Genomic DNA, 16,636 nt, shown 5'->3' on the forward strand with positions numbered 1-16,636 from the left:
GAAAAGAGCCGCGCGGGAGACAGGTCCCCCGCGTTGGGGCGCCCACTAGCCTGTTGAAGCCCTCCCCGCAAGCAAGGGATAGGGATTGACCGGCCGGCCTTCCCACCAGCCCTCTTCTGGCTCCATCCGGTGGATGGCGAAATGGAGATGCGGCGCCCGCTTGCTGGCATTGCCGGACGAGCCGACGCGCCCGAGCGGCGTGCCCCGCTTGACCCGCTGCCCCTCCTTCAGCCCGCGCGCATAGCGGTCGAGATGGGCATAATAATAGATCCAGCGCTTGTCCTTCGAACGGACATAGACGCTCTTTCCGCCGCCGCCCTTCGAGAAATAGATCTTTTCGACGATGCCGCTCGATGCCGAGACCACGCGGCGTCCCTTCTCGGCCATGATGTCGATGGCGTCATGGCGGCGTGCGCCCCCTGCCCTCGCCTGGGTGAAGGTATCGACCAGATCCTCGGGCGCGACGCCTGCGACCGGCACCGCCAGCCCCGATGGCCCGATCTCGACCGAGGGCGCGGCCATGGTGGGCGGGTCGGCGTCGGGATCGAGCCGCAAGGTGTCGCCGCGGTCGAGCGTTCGCTCGGCGGCGGGCTCGAATTCGGCGTCATGGACGGGATCGGGATTGGCAGGCGTGATCCTTACTTCCTTCCCGTTCCAGACCATCCAACCGATCGAGGTCAGCACTGCGGTAATCAGGACAAGGAGGAGCGAACGGATCATGCCACGAATTCGGCCTCGAAGCCGGGCTTCATCATCCGCGCGAGCTTGAGCACGTCCCAATTGGTCATCCGGATACAGCCATGGCTTTGCGCATAGCCGATCGTCGAAGGCTCGGGCGTGCCGTGGATGCCATAATGTTCCTTGGTGAGATCAAGCCAGGCGATGCCCACGGGGCCGTTGGGGCCCGGCGGTAGCTTCTGTTCTTCCTCGCTGTCGGGAACGTCCCAGAAGAGCTTCGGCTGGTAGCTGAAGGGCGGCATGAAGGCATAGGTGGTCGCTTTCCAGTCGCCGAGCGGCAGCGGGTCGTTTTCCGAGCCGGTCGTCACCGGGAACTGGGCGATCAGCCGGTCCTCGGCGTCGAACACCCGAAGCGTGCCTTCGCTTTCATCGACGATGATGCGATCGCCTTGCGGCAGATCGGCGCTGACGTTCATCGCGTTGAACCAGTCGTTATATTCGGCGCCCGCCCAATCGTCGCCGAAATCGCGCGAGCTTGGCAGCACGTTAGGAAGGTAGAGTTCGCGGCCGATCCCGATCTTCGCCTTCGGGCCATTGAGCGCGATGATCACGTCATAAGTGGTGTGGAAACGCTCGGCCACTTCCTCGAGAAGGTTGCGGTAGTTGAGAGCGTCGAGGTCGGCCTGTTCGGCCGGATCGTCGGGAAAGGGCCGGACGAACTCGCCATCGACGATCGACCGGTCGATTCTGAGTTTGCGATAATGCTTCCGGGGGTCGGTGAGCAGCGACTGGCGTGTCGGCGTGTCGAGTTTGCCGGTCACCTCGAGCCCCTTGGCTTCCTGGTAGCCGCGCAGCGCCTTGGCGAGATTCTTGCCTTCGAGGCCATCGATCACCCCGGGCGAAAAGCCCGCAACATCGAGCAGGACCTGGGCGTGGATGATTTCACCGCGGATACTCGAGGTTTCGGCCTTGCCCGGCAGCTTCGCGGCCTTGGCCTTGGCAGTGGTACTGTTACCGGTTGCGGTGGCGGGTTGCGGACTGGCCACCGCGCTGTCGACGGGGCTAAGAAGCATACCCCCGCTGGCGAGGATGGTGCCGAGTCCGAACAGGGACAGGATCAGTTTCTTGGGCATGCTACGCTCCCTTGATGGTGCCATTCGTTTCGGCACCAACGCGGAAGCGGCGGCATTTATCCCTTCAGCACATCCTCGAAGGCCGCGACGGCGCGAGCGGGATCATCCGAGCCCCAGATGGCCGAGCTGACCGCGAGGAAATCGGCGCCCGCCTTGACGAGCGGAGCGGCATTATCGGGCGTGATGCCCCCGATCGCCACGCAGGGCAGTTCGAAAAGGCTGGTCCACCAGCTCAGGATGCCCGGCTCGGGGCGATGTTCGCTTGGCTTGGTCGGGCTGGGATGGAATGCACCGAACGCGACATAATCCGCTCCGCGCTCCCCTGCCTCCATCGCGAGATGGCGGCTGGCGTGGCACGTAACGCCGATCTGCCGGGTAGGGCCCAGTTCGGCGCGGGCTTCCTTCACGTCGCCATCCTCCTGGCCCAGATGCACGCCGTCGGCATCGAGGCGCTTGGCCATGGCGACATCGTCATTGACGATGAAGGCGGTGTCGCTGTCGGCGCAGATCTGCCGCAGAGGCTCGGCGAGCCGTGCGAGCTCATGGCTCCCCATCCCTTTGACGCGCAGCTGGAAGGCGGCGACGGCTTCATGCTCCACCGCCGCGCGCAGCCGCGCGGGAAAATCGCCGCCCACGTCCTGCGGGCTGATGAGGTAGAGCTGGCAGGGATGCTCGCGCAGCGGCGGCGCAAAGATCGAATAATCGAATTCGTCGGTCATGCGCCGCCCTTAGCGGGCCTTTCGTCCATGCGGAAGCGTCAGCCGTTGCAGACCGACGCGGCGTAGATCGAATCGATCGCCGAGCCCAGCGCCTTGTCGAATTCCTCGTCGTTCATGTCGGCGCGAAGATCCTGCAGCAGCGCGCGGCTGAAGCTGGCGATCATGCCCCGGTTGCGCGACAGCTTTGCATTAGCTTCGTCACGCTCATAGCCGCCCGACAGCGCGACCACCCGAATGACGCGCGGATGGGCCACCAGCGGGGCATAGAGATCGTCCTCGACCGGAAGCGACAGCTTGAGCATCACCCGCTCGCCATCGGGAAGCGCGTCGAGATTGCGCAGGATATGTTCGAGCACGAGCCGGTCGGCCTGCTCACGCGTCGCGCTCTTGAGGCTGACTTCGGGTTCGACGATCGGAACGAGGCCGTTGGCGATGATCTGCCGGGCGAACTGGAACTGCTGATCGACATTGCGGGCAATGCCGTCGGCATTCGCTTCATGGATGACCGAGCGCATCTTGGTGCCGAACACGCCCTTCGATTTGGCGCGCTGGCACATGGCGTCGAGTTCGGGCATCGGCTTCATCATCTGGACGCCGTCGGTTTCTTCCTCGAGGCCCTTGTCGACCTTGAGGAAGGGCACCACGCCCCGTTCCCACAGAAGCTGAGGCACGGGCTTGCCGTCGGCATCGCCTTCCATCGTCTTTTCGAAGAGGATCGCGCCGAGAACCTTCTGCCCGGAAAAGCTGGGAGCGGTGACGATCCGGCTGCGCATCTGGTGGATGAGCGCGAACATTTCCTCTTCGCTGTTCCACGCATCCTCGCCGATGCCGTAGGCGGCCAGCGCCTTGGGCGTCGAACCGCCCGACTGGTCGAGTGCCGCGATGAAACCGGCGCCGCCCACCATCTGGGCCATCATCTTCGGATCGGTCATGCTCTTGCTTTCCCCGCTAGGTGCATACGTATGCGCGTGCCACTAGCGAGGGCCAGGCAAAGGCGCAACCGGCCATTTGGAGCCTTGTCCGGAACCATCGACAGGCTGCCTCGCTGACCTGTGCGAAGGGGATCGGAAATGACCAGCCTCAGCCAGCAACAGCAGCAGATTTGCGACCAGTCGAAAGCCGACTTTTCGGGCCTCAAGGCAATCATCGTCAATGCCACGCTGAAACCGCCTCCGGAGAAGAGCCATACCGATACGCTTCTCGACGTGGTCGCAGAGATTTTCGAGAGCCAGGGGGTCGAGGTCGATCGCCTGCGGCTGTCGCGATACCGGCTTGCGCCCGGCGTCTATCCCGACATGACCGAGCATGGCTGGGACCATGACGACTGGCCCGCGATCAGCGACCGCGTGCTGGAGGCGGATATCCTTGTCCTCGGGACGCCCATCTGGCTGGGCGAGAAAAGCTCGCTCGCGCAGGCGTTCATCGAGAAGCTATACGCCCATTCGGGCCAGACCAACGAGAAGGGCCAATATCGCTTCTACGGCAAGGTCGGGGGCTGCGTGGTCACCGGCAACGAGGATGGCATCAAGCATGTCGGCATGGGAGTGCTCTATTCGATGAGCCATGTCGGCTACACCATTCCGCCGCAGGCCGATTGCGGCTGGATCGGCGAAGCGGGGCCCGGCCCTTCCTATGGCGACGAGCTGGACGAAGGCGGACGCGCGGGTTTCGACAATGTCTTCACCCAGCGCAACACCACCTTCATGGCGTTCAACCTGATGCACATGGCGAGGATGCTGAAGGACGCGGGCGGGATCCCGCCGATCGGCAATGTGCGCACTGACTGGGACGATGGTTCCAAGCCCGGCTGGCCCAATCCCGAGCATCGCCGGGACGGTTAGGCGGCGGCTAACGCCAGAGCTGGAGTTCGCGCAGCGCGGCGGGGACCTGCTCGTCGGCCTCGGGGCGCGAAAGGATACGTTCCGAAAGACGCCAGTTGCGGCGCAGGCCGCCCTTGCGCCACAAATCGACCAACCAGAAAAGTCCGCTCCATTCCTCGCCCTGCAGGTTCAGTTCGAGTTCGGCCCGCGCGGCGAACAGCGCGGACTTGCCATGGCGGCGCACATAGACATCATCGAAGCGATAGGCGCCGTTCGAGAAGGTCTCGCCGACCGACTGGAGCCAGCTGGCCCGGTCGAGAAGCTGGCTCGGGCGTGCGCCCACGACGAGACGGAAGTCACGATGCAGGAGCGCCTTCATCTGGCGCCGGTCACCGCGCTGCCATGCGCGCATCAGCGAATGTTCGGCAGCTTCGATCGAGGATTGGAAATCGGCCATGTCTCTATCCGAGCGGGCAGCTGGCTAGCGGCGGAGGGCCGCAACCGCCGGAAGCTCCCGGCCTTCCATCCATTCGAGGAACGCGCCGCCAGCGGTCGAGACGAAGCTGAAGTCCTTCGCCACACCGGCATGGTTGAGCGCCGCAACCGTATCGCCGCCACCGGCGACCGAAACGAGCGTCCCTTCCTCGGTGAGGGCGGCGGCGGTACGCGCGAGCGCGACGGTCGCCGCGTCGAAGGGCTCGGTCTCGAAGGCGCCGAGCGGGCCGTTCCAGACCAGCGTACGGCAATTCTTGATCGCATCGCCCAGCGCCTCGACCGCCGCCGGGCCGATGTCGAGAATCATCTCGTCGGGTGCGACTTCGTGCACGTTGACTGTGCGCATGCTGGCGGGATTGGGCGCGAATTCGGCGGCGACCACCACGTCATATGGCAAGTGGATGGTGCAGTCCGCCTTGTCGGCCTTGTCGAAGATGCTGTTGGCTTCGTCGATCAGGTCCTTTTCGCATAGCGACTTGCCCACATCGACACCGCGCGCGGCAAGGAAGGTGTTGGCCATGCCGCCGCCGATGATCAGATGATCGACCTTGCCGACCAGATTGTGAAGGACACTGAGCTTGGTCGAGACCTTGGCCCCGCCGACCACGGCGGCGACCGGGTGCTCGGGATTGCCGAGCGCGGCGTCGAGCGCCTTGAGTTCGGCTTCCATCGCGCGGCCCGCGAAGGACGGGAGATGGTGGGTGACGCCGACTGTGGAGGCATGGGCGCGGTGGGCGACCGAAAAGGCGTCGTTGACGTAAAAGTCGCCCAGTTGCGCCATCGCCTGTCCCAGCGCGGGGTCGTTGTCGGTCTCGCCTGCGTGGAAGCGGGTGTTTTCGAGGATGCCGATGTTACCGGGCAGCATGATGCTCGCGGCGCGCTGGGCCTCGGGGCCCTGGCAATCCTCGATGAACTTCACCGAGCGCCCGGTCAGCTCGGCGAGCGGGCTGACGAGAAGCGCGGTGGACATGTCCGGACGAACGCGGCCCTCGGGTCGCCGGAAGTGCGACAGCAGAAGCACGATCGCGCCCTTGTCGCTCAACTCGGCGATGGTCGGAAGGACCGCGCGTAGCCGCGTGTCGTCGCTGACGTCGCCGTCCGCCATCGGGACATTGAGGTCGGCGCGCACGAGGACGCGCTTGCCGCGAAGGTCGGCGGGCAGATCGTCGAGCGTCCGGAAACCGGTCATGGCAATCAGATCAGCTTGGCCATGACACCGGCGGTGTCGATCATGCGGTTCGAGAAGCCCCACTCATTGTCATACCAGCTGACCACGCGGGCGAGCTTGCCTTCCATCACCGCGGTTTCGAGGCTGTCGACCGTCGAGCTGGCGGGATGATGGTTAAAGTCGCTCGAGACGAGCGGCTGGTCGGTAAAGTCGAGGACGCCTTTCATCGCGCCCTCGGCGGCCGCCTTCAGCGCGCCATTGAGTTCCTCGACGCTCGTGTCGCGCCCTGGCTGGAAAACGAGATCGATGAGCGAGACATTGGGGGTCGGCACGCGCACCGACGAACCGTCGAGCTTGCCGTTGAGTTCGGGGAGCACGAGGCCCACCGCGCGCGCCGCGCCGGTGGTGGTCGGGATCATGTTCTGCGCCCCGCCGCGCGCCCGGCGCATGTCGCCATGCATCTGGTCGAGCATGCGCTGGTCGTTGGTGTAGCTGTGGACCGTGGTCATGAAACCGCGCTCGATGCCCACCGTGTCATGGAGAACCTTGGCCACCGGCGCGAGGCAGTTGGTGGTGCAGCTGGCATTCGAGACGATGACATCCTCGGCGGTCAGGCTGTCATGGTTGACGCCATAGACGACCGTCTTGGACACGCCCTTGGCGGGAGCGGAAATGAGCACGCGCTTGGCGCCCGCGTCGAGATGCGGCTTGGCGGCGTCGTGGCTCTGGAAGAAGCCGGTGCATTCGAGGACGATGTCCACGCCCATGTCGCCATGCGGCAGCTTGCCGGGGTCGCGTTCCTTGGTGACCACGATGCTCTTGCCGTTGACCTTGATGCAGTCGCCTTCGACTTCGACCGAGCCGGGGAAGCGGCCATGGGTCGAATCATATTGGAACAGGAGCGCATTGGATTCGGCGTCGGCCAGGTCATTGATGGCCACGAGATCGAGATCATGGTCATCGCGCTCGAGGATCGCGCGGGCAACCAGGCGGCCGATGCGGCCAAAACCGTTGATGGCGACTTTAGTCATTGTTCAATCGCTCCAGAATCTTGGGGGTGATGGCCTCGCTGGTGAGGCCGAATTTTTCGAAAAGGTCGGGGGCGGGAGCCGAGGCGCCGAAGCGGTCGATCCCGAAATTCATGCCGTGAATGCCGGTATAGCGTTCCCAGCCGAAGGTGGTGCCCGCCTCGATCGAAACGCGCAGGATTTCCTTGTTCGACACGTCGGGAAGAATGTCACCCCGATAGGCCGCGCTCTGGGCGTCGAACTTGTCGGTCGAGACCATCGAGATGACGTCGGCGCCGATGCCTTCGGCTTCGAGCTTTTCGGCGACTTCCATCGCGACATGCACTTCACTGCCGGTGGCGATGAGGATGACGCGCCTCTCGGCGCCCGCGGCCTTGAGGCGATAGGCGCCCTTGGCCGAGAGATTGCCTTCGGCCTTTTCGGTGCGCATCGCGGGCAGGCCCTGACGCGACAGCGCAATGAGGCTCGGCCCCGACTGCTTCATCGCGTCGGCCCAGCATTCGGCGGTCTCGACCGCATCGCAGGGGCGATAGACGGTGAGGCCCGGCATCGCGCGCAGGCTCTGGAGATGTTCGATCGGCTGATGGGTGGGGCCATCCTCGCCAAGCCCGATCGAATCATGGGTCATGACATGGATGGCCTTGGCGCCCTGCAGCGCCCCGAGGCGGATCGCGCCGCGGCTGTAATCGGAAAAGACGAGGAAGGTGCCGCCATAGGGAAGCACGCCGCCGTGCAGCGCCATCCCGTTCATCGCCGAGGCCATGCCGAATTCGCGGATGCCATAATAGATATAGCGTCCGCCATAATTGTTGGCATCGAGCGGCTGGATGCCGCCTGCCTTGGTATTGTTCGATCCGGTCAGGTCGGCCGACCCGCCGATGGTCGAGGGATTGACCGCATTGATCGCATCGAGCGCGATTTCGCTGGCCTTGCGGGTCGCCACCTTGGGCGCATCGGAGATCAGCTTTTCCACCAGCGGTTCGAGCCAGTCATGGTCGAGCGCGCCCGACAGGCGGTTCAACAGTTCGCGGCCCTTGGGCGAGGCTTCGACCCGTTCGTGCCAGGCCTTGCGCGCCGCGGCGCCCTTTTCGCCCATCGCGCGCCATGCCTGAAGTTCCTCCTCGGGAATCTCGAAGGGCGGTGCGTCCCAGCCGAGCGCTTCGCGGGCTGCGGCGATTTCCTCTTCGCCGAGCGGAGCGCCATGGGTGGCAGCCGTCCCCTGCTTGGTCGGCGCGCCATAGCCGATAATGGTCTTGCAGCGGATGAGCGAAGGCTTGTGCGAGCCCTTGGCTTCCTCGATCGCGTCCGACACGCTTTGCGGGCGCATCCCGTCGCATTCGAGCACCTGCCAGCCCATCGCCTTGTGGCGGGCCATGACGTCCTCGGTGCGGCTGAGATCGGTGGGGCCGTCGATGGTGATCTGGTTGTCGTCCCAAAGCACGATGAGGCGACCGAGGCCCAGATGGCCGGCCAGCCCCACGGCTTCATGGTTGATGCCTTCCATCAGGCAGCCGTCGCCCGCGATCACATAGGTGTGATGATTGACGAGATCGCTGCCGTAATGGGCATTGAGATGGCGTTCGGCGATTGCCATGCCGACCGCGGTGGCCAGCCCCTGCCCGAGCGGGCCTGTGGTGGTTTCGACGCCCGGCAGCATGAAATTCTCCGGATGGCCCGCACAGGGGCTCTGGAGGCTGCGGAAATTCTTGATGTCCTCGATCGTCGGCTGCTCATAGCCCGTCAGGTAGAGCAGCGAATAAATGAGCATCGAACCATGGCCGGCCGACAGGACGAAGCGGTCGCGATCAGGCCAATAAGGATCGGCGGGATCGAATTTGAGATGGTCGCTGAACAGGGCAGTGGCGGCATCGGCCATCCCCATCGGCATTCCTGGATGGCCACTATTGGCGGCCTGGACCGCATCCATGCTGAGGGCGCGGATGGCATTGGCTAGACGGCGACGGGTCGGCATGATCACTCCCTGTTGGCGCGCGGCCACCCGGCAGAGAATCGGCGGCCCATCGGCCCAACCGCCTATCGCCACCCCAACGGGGTGCGTCAACCACCCGCTTGGGAACCGGTCAGGGCGTTTTCGTCGCCGTTCGCATCGGCTTGCAGCAGGCCAAGCGAAGGCCTAACAGTTAAGACCATGTCTCAAGAGCTGCTGCACAACTATCTCGATCGAGCCGACCGTGCATTGTCGCGGATCGAGGCCGCGCTGGCCCGAAAGCGCGACACCCAGGCCGAGCCCCCCTCGCCCGCCCCTGCCGACGATAGCGCGCTTCGCCGCGAAGTCGCCCGGGTGATCGAGGAACTCGACAGCTTGATGGAAGGCCAGTCGTCATGAGCATGGTCGAGCTCACCATTGCCGGGCGCAACTATGAGGTCCGCTGCCGCGACGGCGAGGAAGACAGCTTGCGCAAGGCGGGCGCGCTGGTCGACGAGAAATGCCGCGAAGCGCTCGCCGGGCTGGGCACCCTGTCCGAATCGCGCCAATTCTTCTTCGCCTCGCTCCTGCTCGCCGACCAGATGCTCGAGAAGCAGCCCGAGGCCGCCCCGCCCCCGCCGCCCGCCGAGGCGCAAATCGACGCGGCGCTCCTCGAACGCGCCGAAGGGTTGGTCACATGGCTCGAATCTTTGGCGAATGGCCTTGAGAGTGAGGGGCAAGGTGCCTAAATCGCGGTTCGACGGGCACTGCCTGATACGAGCGTTCGACTATCCCTGAGGCTAATTACTTCCTAGGGAGCTGTCCCTACCCGAGCCCTGGCTTGGGATATATGGCGCCCACCTGACGTTCTGGCGTCAGAGGATACAGAGGCAAACGACCATGGCGGTCCCGTCACCTTCGGCCAAAAAGGCCAGATTGCGAAAAGAAGCCCGCCTCGCGCGGATGAAGTTCGTCGCGTCCCTTGAAACCGACACCCGCCTCGCACTCGAGGCCCAGCTTGCCGACCGGCTTGCCGATCTGGTCGATGCCGCCGAGATCATCGCCGGCTATGCCGCGATCGGCAGCGAGATCAGTCCCGAGGTCTGCCTTGCCCGCGCGGCCAGAAAGGGGCGCACCATCGCCTATCCGACCTTCACCGGCGACGACGAGCAATTCCTGTTCCGAGCAGGCGACCCGGTCATGCCCGGCCCCCACCAGATCCGCCAACCCGCCGACGACGCGCCGCTGGTCAAGCCCGACCTCGTCCTCGTCCCCCTTGTTGCCTGCGGCAATGGCGGGGCGCGGCTCGGCCAGGGCAAGGGCCATTATGATCGGGTACTGGCGCGCCTCGTCGATGATGGCGCAAGGCTGGTCGGTATCGGCTGGAAGGTGCAGCGGCTAGAACGCGACTTGCCCAGCGAGCCGTGGGACGTGCCTCTCCACGCCTTCTGCAGCCCGCGCGGCATCGAGTTTTTCGACTGATGGCCCGGCCCAAGAACCGCAACCTCGTCGGCATCTTCGCGATTCTCGCCTGGATCCTGTTGTGGGTGGGCGCGATCGCCCATTTCGCGCCGACCATCGGCACCTGGCCTGTCCTCGTGCAGGCGGTCTTCTACCTGGTCATGGGGCTCGTCTGGATCCTGCCCCTGAAGCGCCTGCTCTTTTGGATGGAACATGGCCGTTTCGACCCGCCGCGCTCCTGACGGGCGCCGTAAAGAGCGTCAGACCGCCATCCAGCCCATGAAGGCCGCTACCGCATTGCCGAGCCGCATCAGCGGCGGCATCGAGCAGCGCTGATTGCTGTCGTCGACCGAGCGCTCGGGCTTCACCCACCGCTTGACTTTCGCTTTTTCGGAGACCGGCGAGGTGACGGCCAGTGAGACCCGCTCCTTCGACGTCCAGGCGGAAGTCGGTCGCTTGCCGTCGGCGCCGGTCTTGCCCGAGGCATGGGCAGCGGCAGGCGCGACGACGAGGCAGGCCGCAGCGATGATCGATAGCGAATGTTTCATGGGGCAACACTCCTGTGAGGAACTTGCTGCCTCGCTCCATATCGCGCGGGCCGACGAACGGCCAACGCGCTTCGACGAACGGTCATGGAGAAGATACGAAAAAGGAGGCCGAAGCCTCCTTTACGACGCGTCAGCCACCTCTTGAAAAGTGGCGCGAGTGACGGGACTTGAACCCGCGACCTCCGGCGTGACAGGCCGGCGCTCTAACCAACTGAGCTACACCCGCGTGCGTCGTCGTGGCGGGCAGTTAGAAGAGGCCTTCTACCCTGTCAACGGGTTCAATGATCTTTTTCGTCATCTTCTCCGATATGGGTCAGTGTCCCGTCTTCGAAAAGGAAGCCGGCAATGTCCGGCGTGCCCGTCGCGGAGAAGATCGTCTTCATAATGATGAGCAGGGGAATCGCCAGCAAGGCGCCCGTCGTTCCCCACACCCAGGCCCAGAAACTGAGCGACAGGAGGATGAAGAGCGGCGAGATATGGACGCGCTTGCCGACCAGCAGCGGCGTGATCAGATTCGCCTCGACCGTATGCAGGCCAATGAAGATCAGCGGAGGCAGAAGCGCGGCCCAGGGATCGACGAAGGTGACGAGCCCGCCCAGTCCCAACAGGATCGAGGCGGCGATCGGCCCGAGATAGGGAATGAAGTTGAGGACCGCGACGATCCCGCCCCACATCACCGGCGAATCCATGCCCAGCGCCCACAGCACCAGCGCGGTCACCGCCCCAAGCGAGAGATTTACGAAGGTAATTGTGGCGATATAGGTCGAGGTGTCCTCCACCACTTGCCCGATCACGCGCGCGGTCGTGAGCGCGCCTTCGAAGCTGCCGCGGCTCGTAATCGTGCGCTCGCGCATCGCGGTCCAGCCCGACAGGAAGAAGAAGATGAGGAGCAAGGCGAAGAAGATCTGGATGAGCGCGAACGGCGCCGAAGTGGCGATGAGATCGAGAATCGAATTGGGCGTCTCGATTCGCACTGCCTGCGCCGAATCGAAGCCCGAGACCTGGCCGAGGGTATTCTCGATGAACTGTTCGATCGCGGTATAGAATTCGATGATCGGGGCGAGCGTGGTGGTCACCCGGTCGATCCGTTCGGGGATGAGCGCGAACCAGTCAATCGCGGGAAGCACGATCGAGGCGACAACGAAGCTGGCGAAGCCGATGAACAGGACGACGCTCGACAGGCTGGCGAGCCAGCTGGGGAAGCGATGCTTCTCCAGCCATTCGAGCAGCGGTACCAGCGCGATCGAGATAACCAGCGCGCCGGTGACCGGAAGAAAGAATTCGGCGCCCGCGCGCAAGGCGAAGGGCAAGGCGATGAGAAATCCGAGTCCGGCGAGGAGCGCGATCGCGGCGAGAAGGCGCACGCGCTTCACCTCGAGCATGTGCTGCTGTTTCTGCTGGATCGTGAGGGGATCGGTCTTGGCGTCCATCGGCCGACCCTATCGGCAAGCCCCGCGCCACGGAAGAGCGTTTCGCGAGCCTTGGAGCCCGTCATGCCCCGACAATTGCTGGTACCTCCGGTCGGACTCGAACCGACACTCCAAAGGAACTCGATTTTGAGTCGAGCGCGTCTACCAATTCCGCCACGGAGGCAGGACCAGCGCGCCAGCCGTTAGCGAAGCATGGGCCGCGATGCAATCTTCCGCGCCCCTGCCCCCATACGATGCCCGTCCGTTGCGCGGAGGCTGGTGGCGGTAACTGAGCGCCTCGGCGGCATGGATGCGGCCGACGGTTTCGACTCCTGCCAGTTCGGCGATGGTGCGCCCCTTGAGCAGGCGGCGATAGGCGCGGGGCGACAGGCGCATGGCGCCAGCTGCCTCGGGGAGGAGCTTGGCGCCCGAGCCTTCCTTGGGAAGGTCGGCGGGCGACAGGTTCACCACGATGCGCTTGGGCGCGAAGGCCAGCCCCACCACCGTCAATGCCGCGCGCACGCGTTCGCGGCTTTCGGCGACCGCCTTGTCGGGAAGGCCCACGATGACGAAGGCGGGAAGACCGCTCGAGAGTTGCACCTGCCCCTCGACGCTGCGCGCTTCGAGGCCCAGATAAGCGACAGTGATGACGGTGGCGACCATCAGCGAGCCTTCATGGCGTCGCGGGTCGGATGGAACATGTTCCCTCTAGCTCGGCAGCATGGATGCATATCGGTTCCGGGCCGAAAGGCAACCGCCCGTCACTTTCCCTCTTGCGCCAGCCCTGCTGCGTGGCCACATCGCACCCCATGGCCGGGCCCGGGAAGAAATGGATTGACCAGACACCGCTGCGCGAAATCGTCTTCGCGTGCGGGATTATGCTCATCCTCGTCTCCCCTGCGGTGGGCGCCATTCCGGGGCCGGGGGGAGTCGTCGTCTTTGCCGCGGGACTGGCGATGGTCCTTCGCACCAGCCGCTGGGCGCAGCGGCTCTATGCCCGCCTCAAACGACGCTATCCCGAGGTGGGCCGCTGGACCGACTGGGGCCTTCGCCGCCGGAGCGCGCTTCGCCGCGAAGCGATCCTTAAGGAAAAGAAGCGTCGCCTCGCTGCCAAAAAAGCGGGCGAGAGCGATTGACTTTGACGCCCCCACCCTCTAGTGGCGCCCCCAACGGCGGCCGCGCGAAGCGGCCCTTTTTCATTTAGTTTTCGAGGCATGAGCGATGAAGCGCACTTTCCAGCCGAGCAATCTCGTCCGCAACCGCCGTCACGGCTTCCGTCTTCGCATGTCGACGGCAAACGGGCGCAAGATCCTGGCCAACCGCCGCGCCAAGGGCCGCAAGAAGCTCAGCGCCTAATCCGGCTTACCCGACGCAGCGATTTCCTCGCCGCCAACCGCGGCAAGCGCGTAGCCATGCCCGGCTTCGTGCTGCTGGTCCGCGCCCGCGGCGATGACGATCCGGCGATGCGCTACGGCCTCACCGTTTCCAAGAAGGTCGGCAAAGCCGTCGTCCGCAATCGGATGAAGCGCCGTTTCCGCGAACTCGTGCGCGAGGTTCTCCCGGTCGCCGGGATGGCGGGCGCCGACCATGTGCTGATCGGCCGACAGGCGGGGATCGAGCGCGATTTCGGCCAGCTTCGCGACGAGCTTGTTTCCGCGCTCGGAAAAATCGCGCGCCGATGATCGCGCGGCTCCTCATTCTCATGACGCGCGGGTGGCAGAAAGGCCCCTCGCGCATCCTGCCCCCCACGTGCCGGTTCCAGCCGAGCTGCTCGGCCTATGCCATCACGGCTCTGGAACGCTATGGGGCCTTGAAAGGCGGCTGGCTTGCCGTCAAACGCATCGCACGCTGCCATCCCTGGGGGGGACAGGGTCATGACCCGGTTCCGTAAGAACAAGGACATCCGTCTTGCAAGATAACCGTAACCTGATCCTCGCCATCGTGCTCAGTGCCATCGTGCTGATTGGCTGGTCGATCTTCTTCCCGACCTCGACCGAGGAACTGCCGGCCGAGCAGCCGCCGCAGGAACAGATTGCCGATGCGCCGGGCGGCACGGATGCCCCAGTCGCCGCCCAGCCGCGCACGGTCGATCAGGCGCTTGCCGAAGGCGGACGCGTTCCCATCGACACGCCGCTCCTCAAGGGTTCGATCAACCTGCAGGGCGCGCGCATCGACGATCTCAGCCTCGTGCGCCACCGCTACGACCAGAAGAAGAATAGCGAGGCGATCCGCCTGCTCTCGCCCGCGGGGACGCCCAAAGCCTATTTCGCCGAAGCCGGCTGGACCGGCGAAGGCGTCGAGACGCCGGGCCCCTCGACTGTCTGGCAGGCCTCGGCCGACCGGCTGACGCCCGAAAAGCCGCTCACCCTCACTTGGGAAAATGGCACCGGCCAGCGTTTCATCCAGACCATCAGCGTTGATGACGGCTATCTCTTCACCATCGAGCGCCGCGTCGAGAATCGAGGCGAAGGCGCGATCGCGGTGCGCCCCTATGCCACCGCGCGCCGCGCCCAGGCCACCAGCGACCAGAGCTTCTGGACCGTGCATCTCGGTCCGATGGGCGTTTTCAATGACGCCGCCGAATATGACATCGACTATGAAACGCTCGACGAGGAAGGTCGCCAGCGCTTCACCACCACCGATGGCTGGGTCGGCTTCACTGACAAATATTGGCTGACCGCGATCATTCCCGGAAAAGGAGAATCGGTCACCGCCAATATGCGCGCGGTTCCTTCGGGCGGATATCAGGTCGATTATGTCAGCGAGCCCATGCTGATCGCGCCGGGACAGGCCAAGTCGGGGACGACCCGCCTGTTCGCAGGCGCCAAGGAAAAAGAATTTCTCGACCGCTACGAGGACGAGGGCGTCGTCCGCATTTCCAAGGCGATCGACTGGGGCTGGTTCGAATGGTTCATGCGCCCGATCTTCGACCTGTTGCGCTGGCTGTTCCACGTCACGGGCAATTTCGGCGTGGCAATCATCTGCCTCACCTTCCTCGTGCGACTGGTCCTATACCCGATCGCCAACAAGCAGTTCCGCTCGATGGCGGGGATGCGCCGTATCCAGCCCAAGCTGAAGGCGCTCCAGGACCGCTACAAGGAAGACAAGCCGCGCCTGCAGCAGGAAATGCTCAAGCTCTACAAGGAAGAGAAGATCAATCCGGCGGCGGGCTGTCTGCCCATCCTCCTCCAGATCCCGATCTTCTACGCGCTCTACAAGGTGCTGCTCGTGTCGGTCGAGATGCGTCACCAGCCCTTTGTGCTTTGGCTTCAGGACCTGTCGGCGCCCGACCCGCTCACGCCGGTCAATCTCTTCGGGCTGCTCGACTTCACGCCGCCTAGCTGGATCGCCATCGGCATCCTGCCGATCCTCCTCGGGATCACCATGTGGCTGCAGTTCAAGCTCAACCCGCAGCCGATGACCGATCCGGTGCAGAAGCAGGTGTTCGGTATCATGCCGTGGGTGCTGATGGTCATCATGGCGCCCTTCGCGGCGGGCCTGCAGCTTTACTGGGTGGTCTCGAACATCCTCACGATCGCGCAGCAGAAGTGGCTCTACTACCGCTACGACAAGGAACAGGAAGCGAGCGAACACGCCGCTCAGAAGGGATGAACGAGGCGTTCGCGGAACAGGCGCGCAAGCTGCTGACGGGCCGGGTGGAATTTCTCCTCTCGGCCCCCCAGCTCAAGTTCCTGCCCGAGCCGACGGTTCCCGAGATCGCCTTTGCCGGGCGGTCGAACGTGGGCAAATCGACTCTCCTCAACGAGCTCACCGGTCGCAAGAAGCTGGCGCGCGCGTCGGTGACGCCGGGGCGAACGCAGGAACTCAACATCTTCGATGTCGGCGATCCGGTGCAGCTTCGGCTGGTCGACATGCCGGGCTATGGCTTTGCCAAGGCGCCCTTGAAGGTCGTCCAGAAATGGCGGGGCGTGGTGAACGGCTACCTTCGCGGGCGGCCGGTTCTCAAGCGTACCATGTTGCTCATTGATGCGCGGCGGGGGTTGAAGGACATCGACCGCGAAGTGATGCGGATGCTGGACGGTGCGGCGGTTAGCTATCACCTGGTGATGACCAAGGCGGACAAGGTGAAGCCTTCGCTGTTGGAAAATACGCTGGCCGAGGTGACCGCCGAGGCGGCCAAGCATCCGGCCTGCCATCCGCGGATTTTCGCGACCTCTTCGGAAACCGGACAGGGCATCGCGGATTTAAGAAGCGAGATCCTCGACGCCATCACTGCCAAATAGGAGCCA

The 16,636-nt window shown here is 64.5% G+C and carries 22 protein-coding genes and 2 tRNA genes; 11 read left to right on the forward strand and 13 right to left on the reverse strand.

Translation table 11 applies throughout. From position 1 onward, the window contains the following. Nucleotides 1–45: 45 nt before the first annotated feature. From FHS50_RS04645 to FHS50_RS04660, 4 genes are read right to left on the reverse strand one after another with little or no spacing between them, the layout of a single operon-like run. Complete coding sequence (locus FHS50_RS04645; protein WP_246332951.1) at nt 46–720, reverse strand: M23 family metallopeptidase; 675 nt, start codon at nt 718–720, stop codon at nt 46–48. Continuing rightward, the gene (locus tag FHS50_RS04650) at nt 717–1,811 is read right to left on the reverse strand and encodes a L,D-transpeptidase family protein (protein WP_183933195.1); all 1,095 of its coding nucleotides are present in this window, start codon (nt 1,809–1,811) and stop codon (nt 717–719) included. The genes FHS50_RS04645 and FHS50_RS04650 overlap by 4 nt, the downstream gene beginning before the upstream one ends. 56 nt (nt 1,812–1,867) lie before the next feature. Then, on the reverse strand, nt 1,868–2,530 hold the full coding sequence (gene thiE, locus FHS50_RS04655) for a thiamine phosphate synthase (RefSeq protein ID WP_183933196.1): 663 nt from the start codon (nt 2,528–2,530) through the stop codon (nt 1,868–1,870). Between the two features lie 38 nt (nt 2,531–2,568). Further along, on the reverse strand, nt 2,569–3,462 hold the full coding sequence (locus FHS50_RS04660; protein ID WP_183933197.1) for a fructose bisphosphate aldolase: 894 nt from the start codon (nt 3,460–3,462) through the stop codon (nt 2,569–2,571). Between the two features lie 138 nt (nt 3,463–3,600). On the opposite strand from FHS50_RS04660, the gene FHS50_RS04665 reads away from it, so the two are divergent. Beyond that, on the forward strand, nt 3,601–4,371 hold the full coding sequence (locus FHS50_RS04665; RefSeq protein ID WP_183933198.1) for a flavodoxin family protein: 771 nt from the start codon (nt 3,601–3,603) through the stop codon (nt 4,369–4,371). A gap of 7 nt (nt 4,372–4,378) precedes the next feature. Here the strand turns inward: FHS50_RS04665 and FHS50_RS04670 are convergent, their stop codons facing one another. Genes FHS50_RS04670 through tkt form a run of 4 tightly spaced genes read right to left on the reverse strand, consistent with a single transcriptional unit; the run spans nt 4,379 to nt 9,013 of the window. Next, a complete protein-coding gene (locus FHS50_RS04670) occupies nt 4,379–4,807 on the reverse strand; it encodes a nuclear transport factor 2 family protein (protein WP_183933199.1) in 429 nt (142 codons plus the stop codon). A gap of 24 nt (nt 4,808–4,831) precedes the next feature. Next, a complete protein-coding gene (locus tag FHS50_RS04675) occupies nt 4,832–6,034 on the reverse strand; it encodes a phosphoglycerate kinase (protein WP_183933200.1) in 1,203 nt (400 codons plus the stop codon). A gap of 5 nt (nt 6,035–6,039) precedes the next feature. After that, a complete protein-coding gene (gap, locus tag FHS50_RS04680) occupies nt 6,040–7,044 on the reverse strand; it encodes a type I glyceraldehyde-3-phosphate dehydrogenase (RefSeq protein WP_183933201.1) in 1,005 nt (334 codons plus the stop codon). Then, the gene (tkt, locus tag FHS50_RS04685; protein ID WP_183933202.1) at nt 7,037–9,013 is read right to left on the reverse strand and encodes a transketolase; all 1,977 of its coding nucleotides are present in this window, start codon (nt 9,011–9,013) and stop codon (nt 7,037–7,039) included. Before tkt ends, gap begins: the two co-directional genes overlap by 8 nt. Before the next feature lie 177 nt (nt 9,014–9,190). Between tkt and FHS50_RS04690 the strand changes: the two genes are divergently transcribed. The 4 genes from FHS50_RS04690 to FHS50_RS04705 all read left to right on the forward strand — a co-directional run bounded on the left by FHS50_RS04690 (nt 9,191) and on the right by FHS50_RS04705 (nt 10,671). After that, a complete protein-coding gene (locus FHS50_RS04690; protein ID WP_183933203.1) occupies nt 9,191–9,388 on the forward strand; it encodes a hypothetical protein in 198 nt (65 codons plus the stop codon). Then, a complete protein-coding gene (locus FHS50_RS04695) occupies nt 9,385–9,717 on the forward strand; it encodes a cell division protein ZapA (RefSeq protein ID WP_183933204.1) in 333 nt (110 codons plus the stop codon). Before FHS50_RS04690 ends, FHS50_RS04695 begins: the two co-directional genes overlap by 4 nt. Nucleotides 9,718–9,904: 187 nt before the next feature. Next, nucleotides 9,905–10,450: a 5-formyltetrahydrofolate cyclo-ligase gene (locus tag FHS50_RS04700; protein WP_183933205.1), complete on the forward strand. Its 546-nt coding sequence runs from the start codon at nt 9,905–9,907 to the stop codon at nt 10,448–10,450. Next, nucleotides 10,450–10,671 (forward strand): DUF2842 domain-containing protein, encoded by a 222-nt coding sequence (locus tag FHS50_RS04705; protein ID WP_183933206.1) that lies wholly within the window; start codon nt 10,450–10,452, stop codon nt 10,669–10,671. The genes FHS50_RS04700 and FHS50_RS04705 overlap by 1 nt, the downstream gene beginning before the upstream one ends. A gap of 18 nt (nt 10,672–10,689) precedes the next feature. Here the strand turns inward: FHS50_RS04705 and FHS50_RS04710 are convergent, their stop codons facing one another. The 5 genes from FHS50_RS04710 to FHS50_RS10780 form a co-directional block, all read right to left on the reverse strand. Continuing rightward, a complete protein-coding gene (locus tag FHS50_RS04710; RefSeq protein ID WP_183933207.1) occupies nt 10,690–10,977 on the reverse strand; it encodes a hypothetical protein in 288 nt (95 codons plus the stop codon). A 149-nt stretch (nt 10,978–11,126) separates the two neighbouring features. After that, nucleotides 11,127–11,203: transfer RNA gene (locus FHS50_RS04715), tRNA-Asp, on the reverse strand. A gap of 52 nt (nt 11,204–11,255) precedes the next feature. Next, a complete protein-coding gene (locus FHS50_RS04720) occupies nt 11,256–12,407 on the reverse strand; it encodes an AI-2E family transporter (protein WP_183933208.1) in 1,152 nt (383 codons plus the stop codon). A gap of 79 nt (nt 12,408–12,486) precedes the next feature. Beyond that, nucleotides 12,487–12,570, reverse strand: a tRNA-Leu gene (locus FHS50_RS04725). Continuing rightward, nucleotides 12,549–13,049: a magnesium chelatase domain-containing protein gene (locus FHS50_RS10780; protein WP_183933209.1), complete on the reverse strand. Its 501-nt coding sequence runs from the start codon at nt 13,047–13,049 to the stop codon at nt 12,549–12,551. The genes FHS50_RS04725 and FHS50_RS10780 overlap by 22 nt, the downstream gene beginning before the upstream one ends. A gap of 146 nt (nt 13,050–13,195) precedes the next feature. Here FHS50_RS10780 and FHS50_RS04735 point away from each other — a divergent pair, with 146 nt between their 5' ends. From FHS50_RS04735 to yihA, 6 genes are all read left to right on the forward strand, one after another. Beyond that, nucleotides 13,196–13,522: a hypothetical protein gene (locus tag FHS50_RS04735; protein WP_183933210.1), complete on the forward strand. Its 327-nt coding sequence runs from the start codon at nt 13,196–13,198 to the stop codon at nt 13,520–13,522. Nucleotides 13,523–13,607: 85 nt separating this feature from the next. Further along, nucleotides 13,608–13,742 carry a 50S ribosomal protein L34 gene (rpmH, locus tag FHS50_RS04740; protein WP_183933898.1) on the forward strand — a complete coding sequence of 45 codons (135 nt, stop codon included), beginning with the start codon at nt 13,608–13,610 and terminating at the stop codon, nt 13,740–13,742. A 56-nt stretch (nt 13,743–13,798) separates the two neighbouring features. Then, the gene (rnpA, locus tag FHS50_RS04745) at nt 13,799–14,068 is read left to right on the forward strand and encodes a ribonuclease P protein component (RefSeq protein WP_407696050.1); all 270 of its coding nucleotides are present in this window, start codon (nt 13,799–13,801) and stop codon (nt 14,066–14,068) included. Further along, nucleotides 14,065–14,277, forward strand: coding sequence for a membrane protein insertion efficiency factor YidD (gene yidD, locus FHS50_RS04750; RefSeq protein ID WP_183933211.1), 213 nt, complete (start codon nt 14,065–14,067; stop codon nt 14,275–14,277). Before rnpA ends, yidD begins: the two co-directional genes overlap by 4 nt. Before the next feature lie 17 nt (nt 14,278–14,294). Further along, nucleotides 14,295–15,998, forward strand: coding sequence for a membrane protein insertase YidC (yidC, locus tag FHS50_RS04755; RefSeq protein ID WP_183933212.1), 1,704 nt, complete (start codon nt 14,295–14,297; stop codon nt 15,996–15,998). Next, nucleotides 15,995–16,630 carry a ribosome biogenesis GTP-binding protein YihA/YsxC gene (gene yihA / locus FHS50_RS04760; RefSeq protein WP_183933213.1) on the forward strand — a complete coding sequence of 212 codons (636 nt, stop codon included), beginning with the start codon at nt 15,995–15,997 and terminating at the stop codon, nt 16,628–16,630. Before yidC ends, yihA begins: the two co-directional genes overlap by 4 nt. Nucleotides 16,631–16,636: the final 6 nt, after the last annotated feature.

Origin of the sequence: Sphingomicrobium lutaoense (assembly GCF_014195685.1) — a bacterium.
GTDB lineage: Bacteria > Pseudomonadota > Alphaproteobacteria > Sphingomonadales > Sphingomonadaceae > Sphingomicrobium > Sphingomicrobium lutaoense.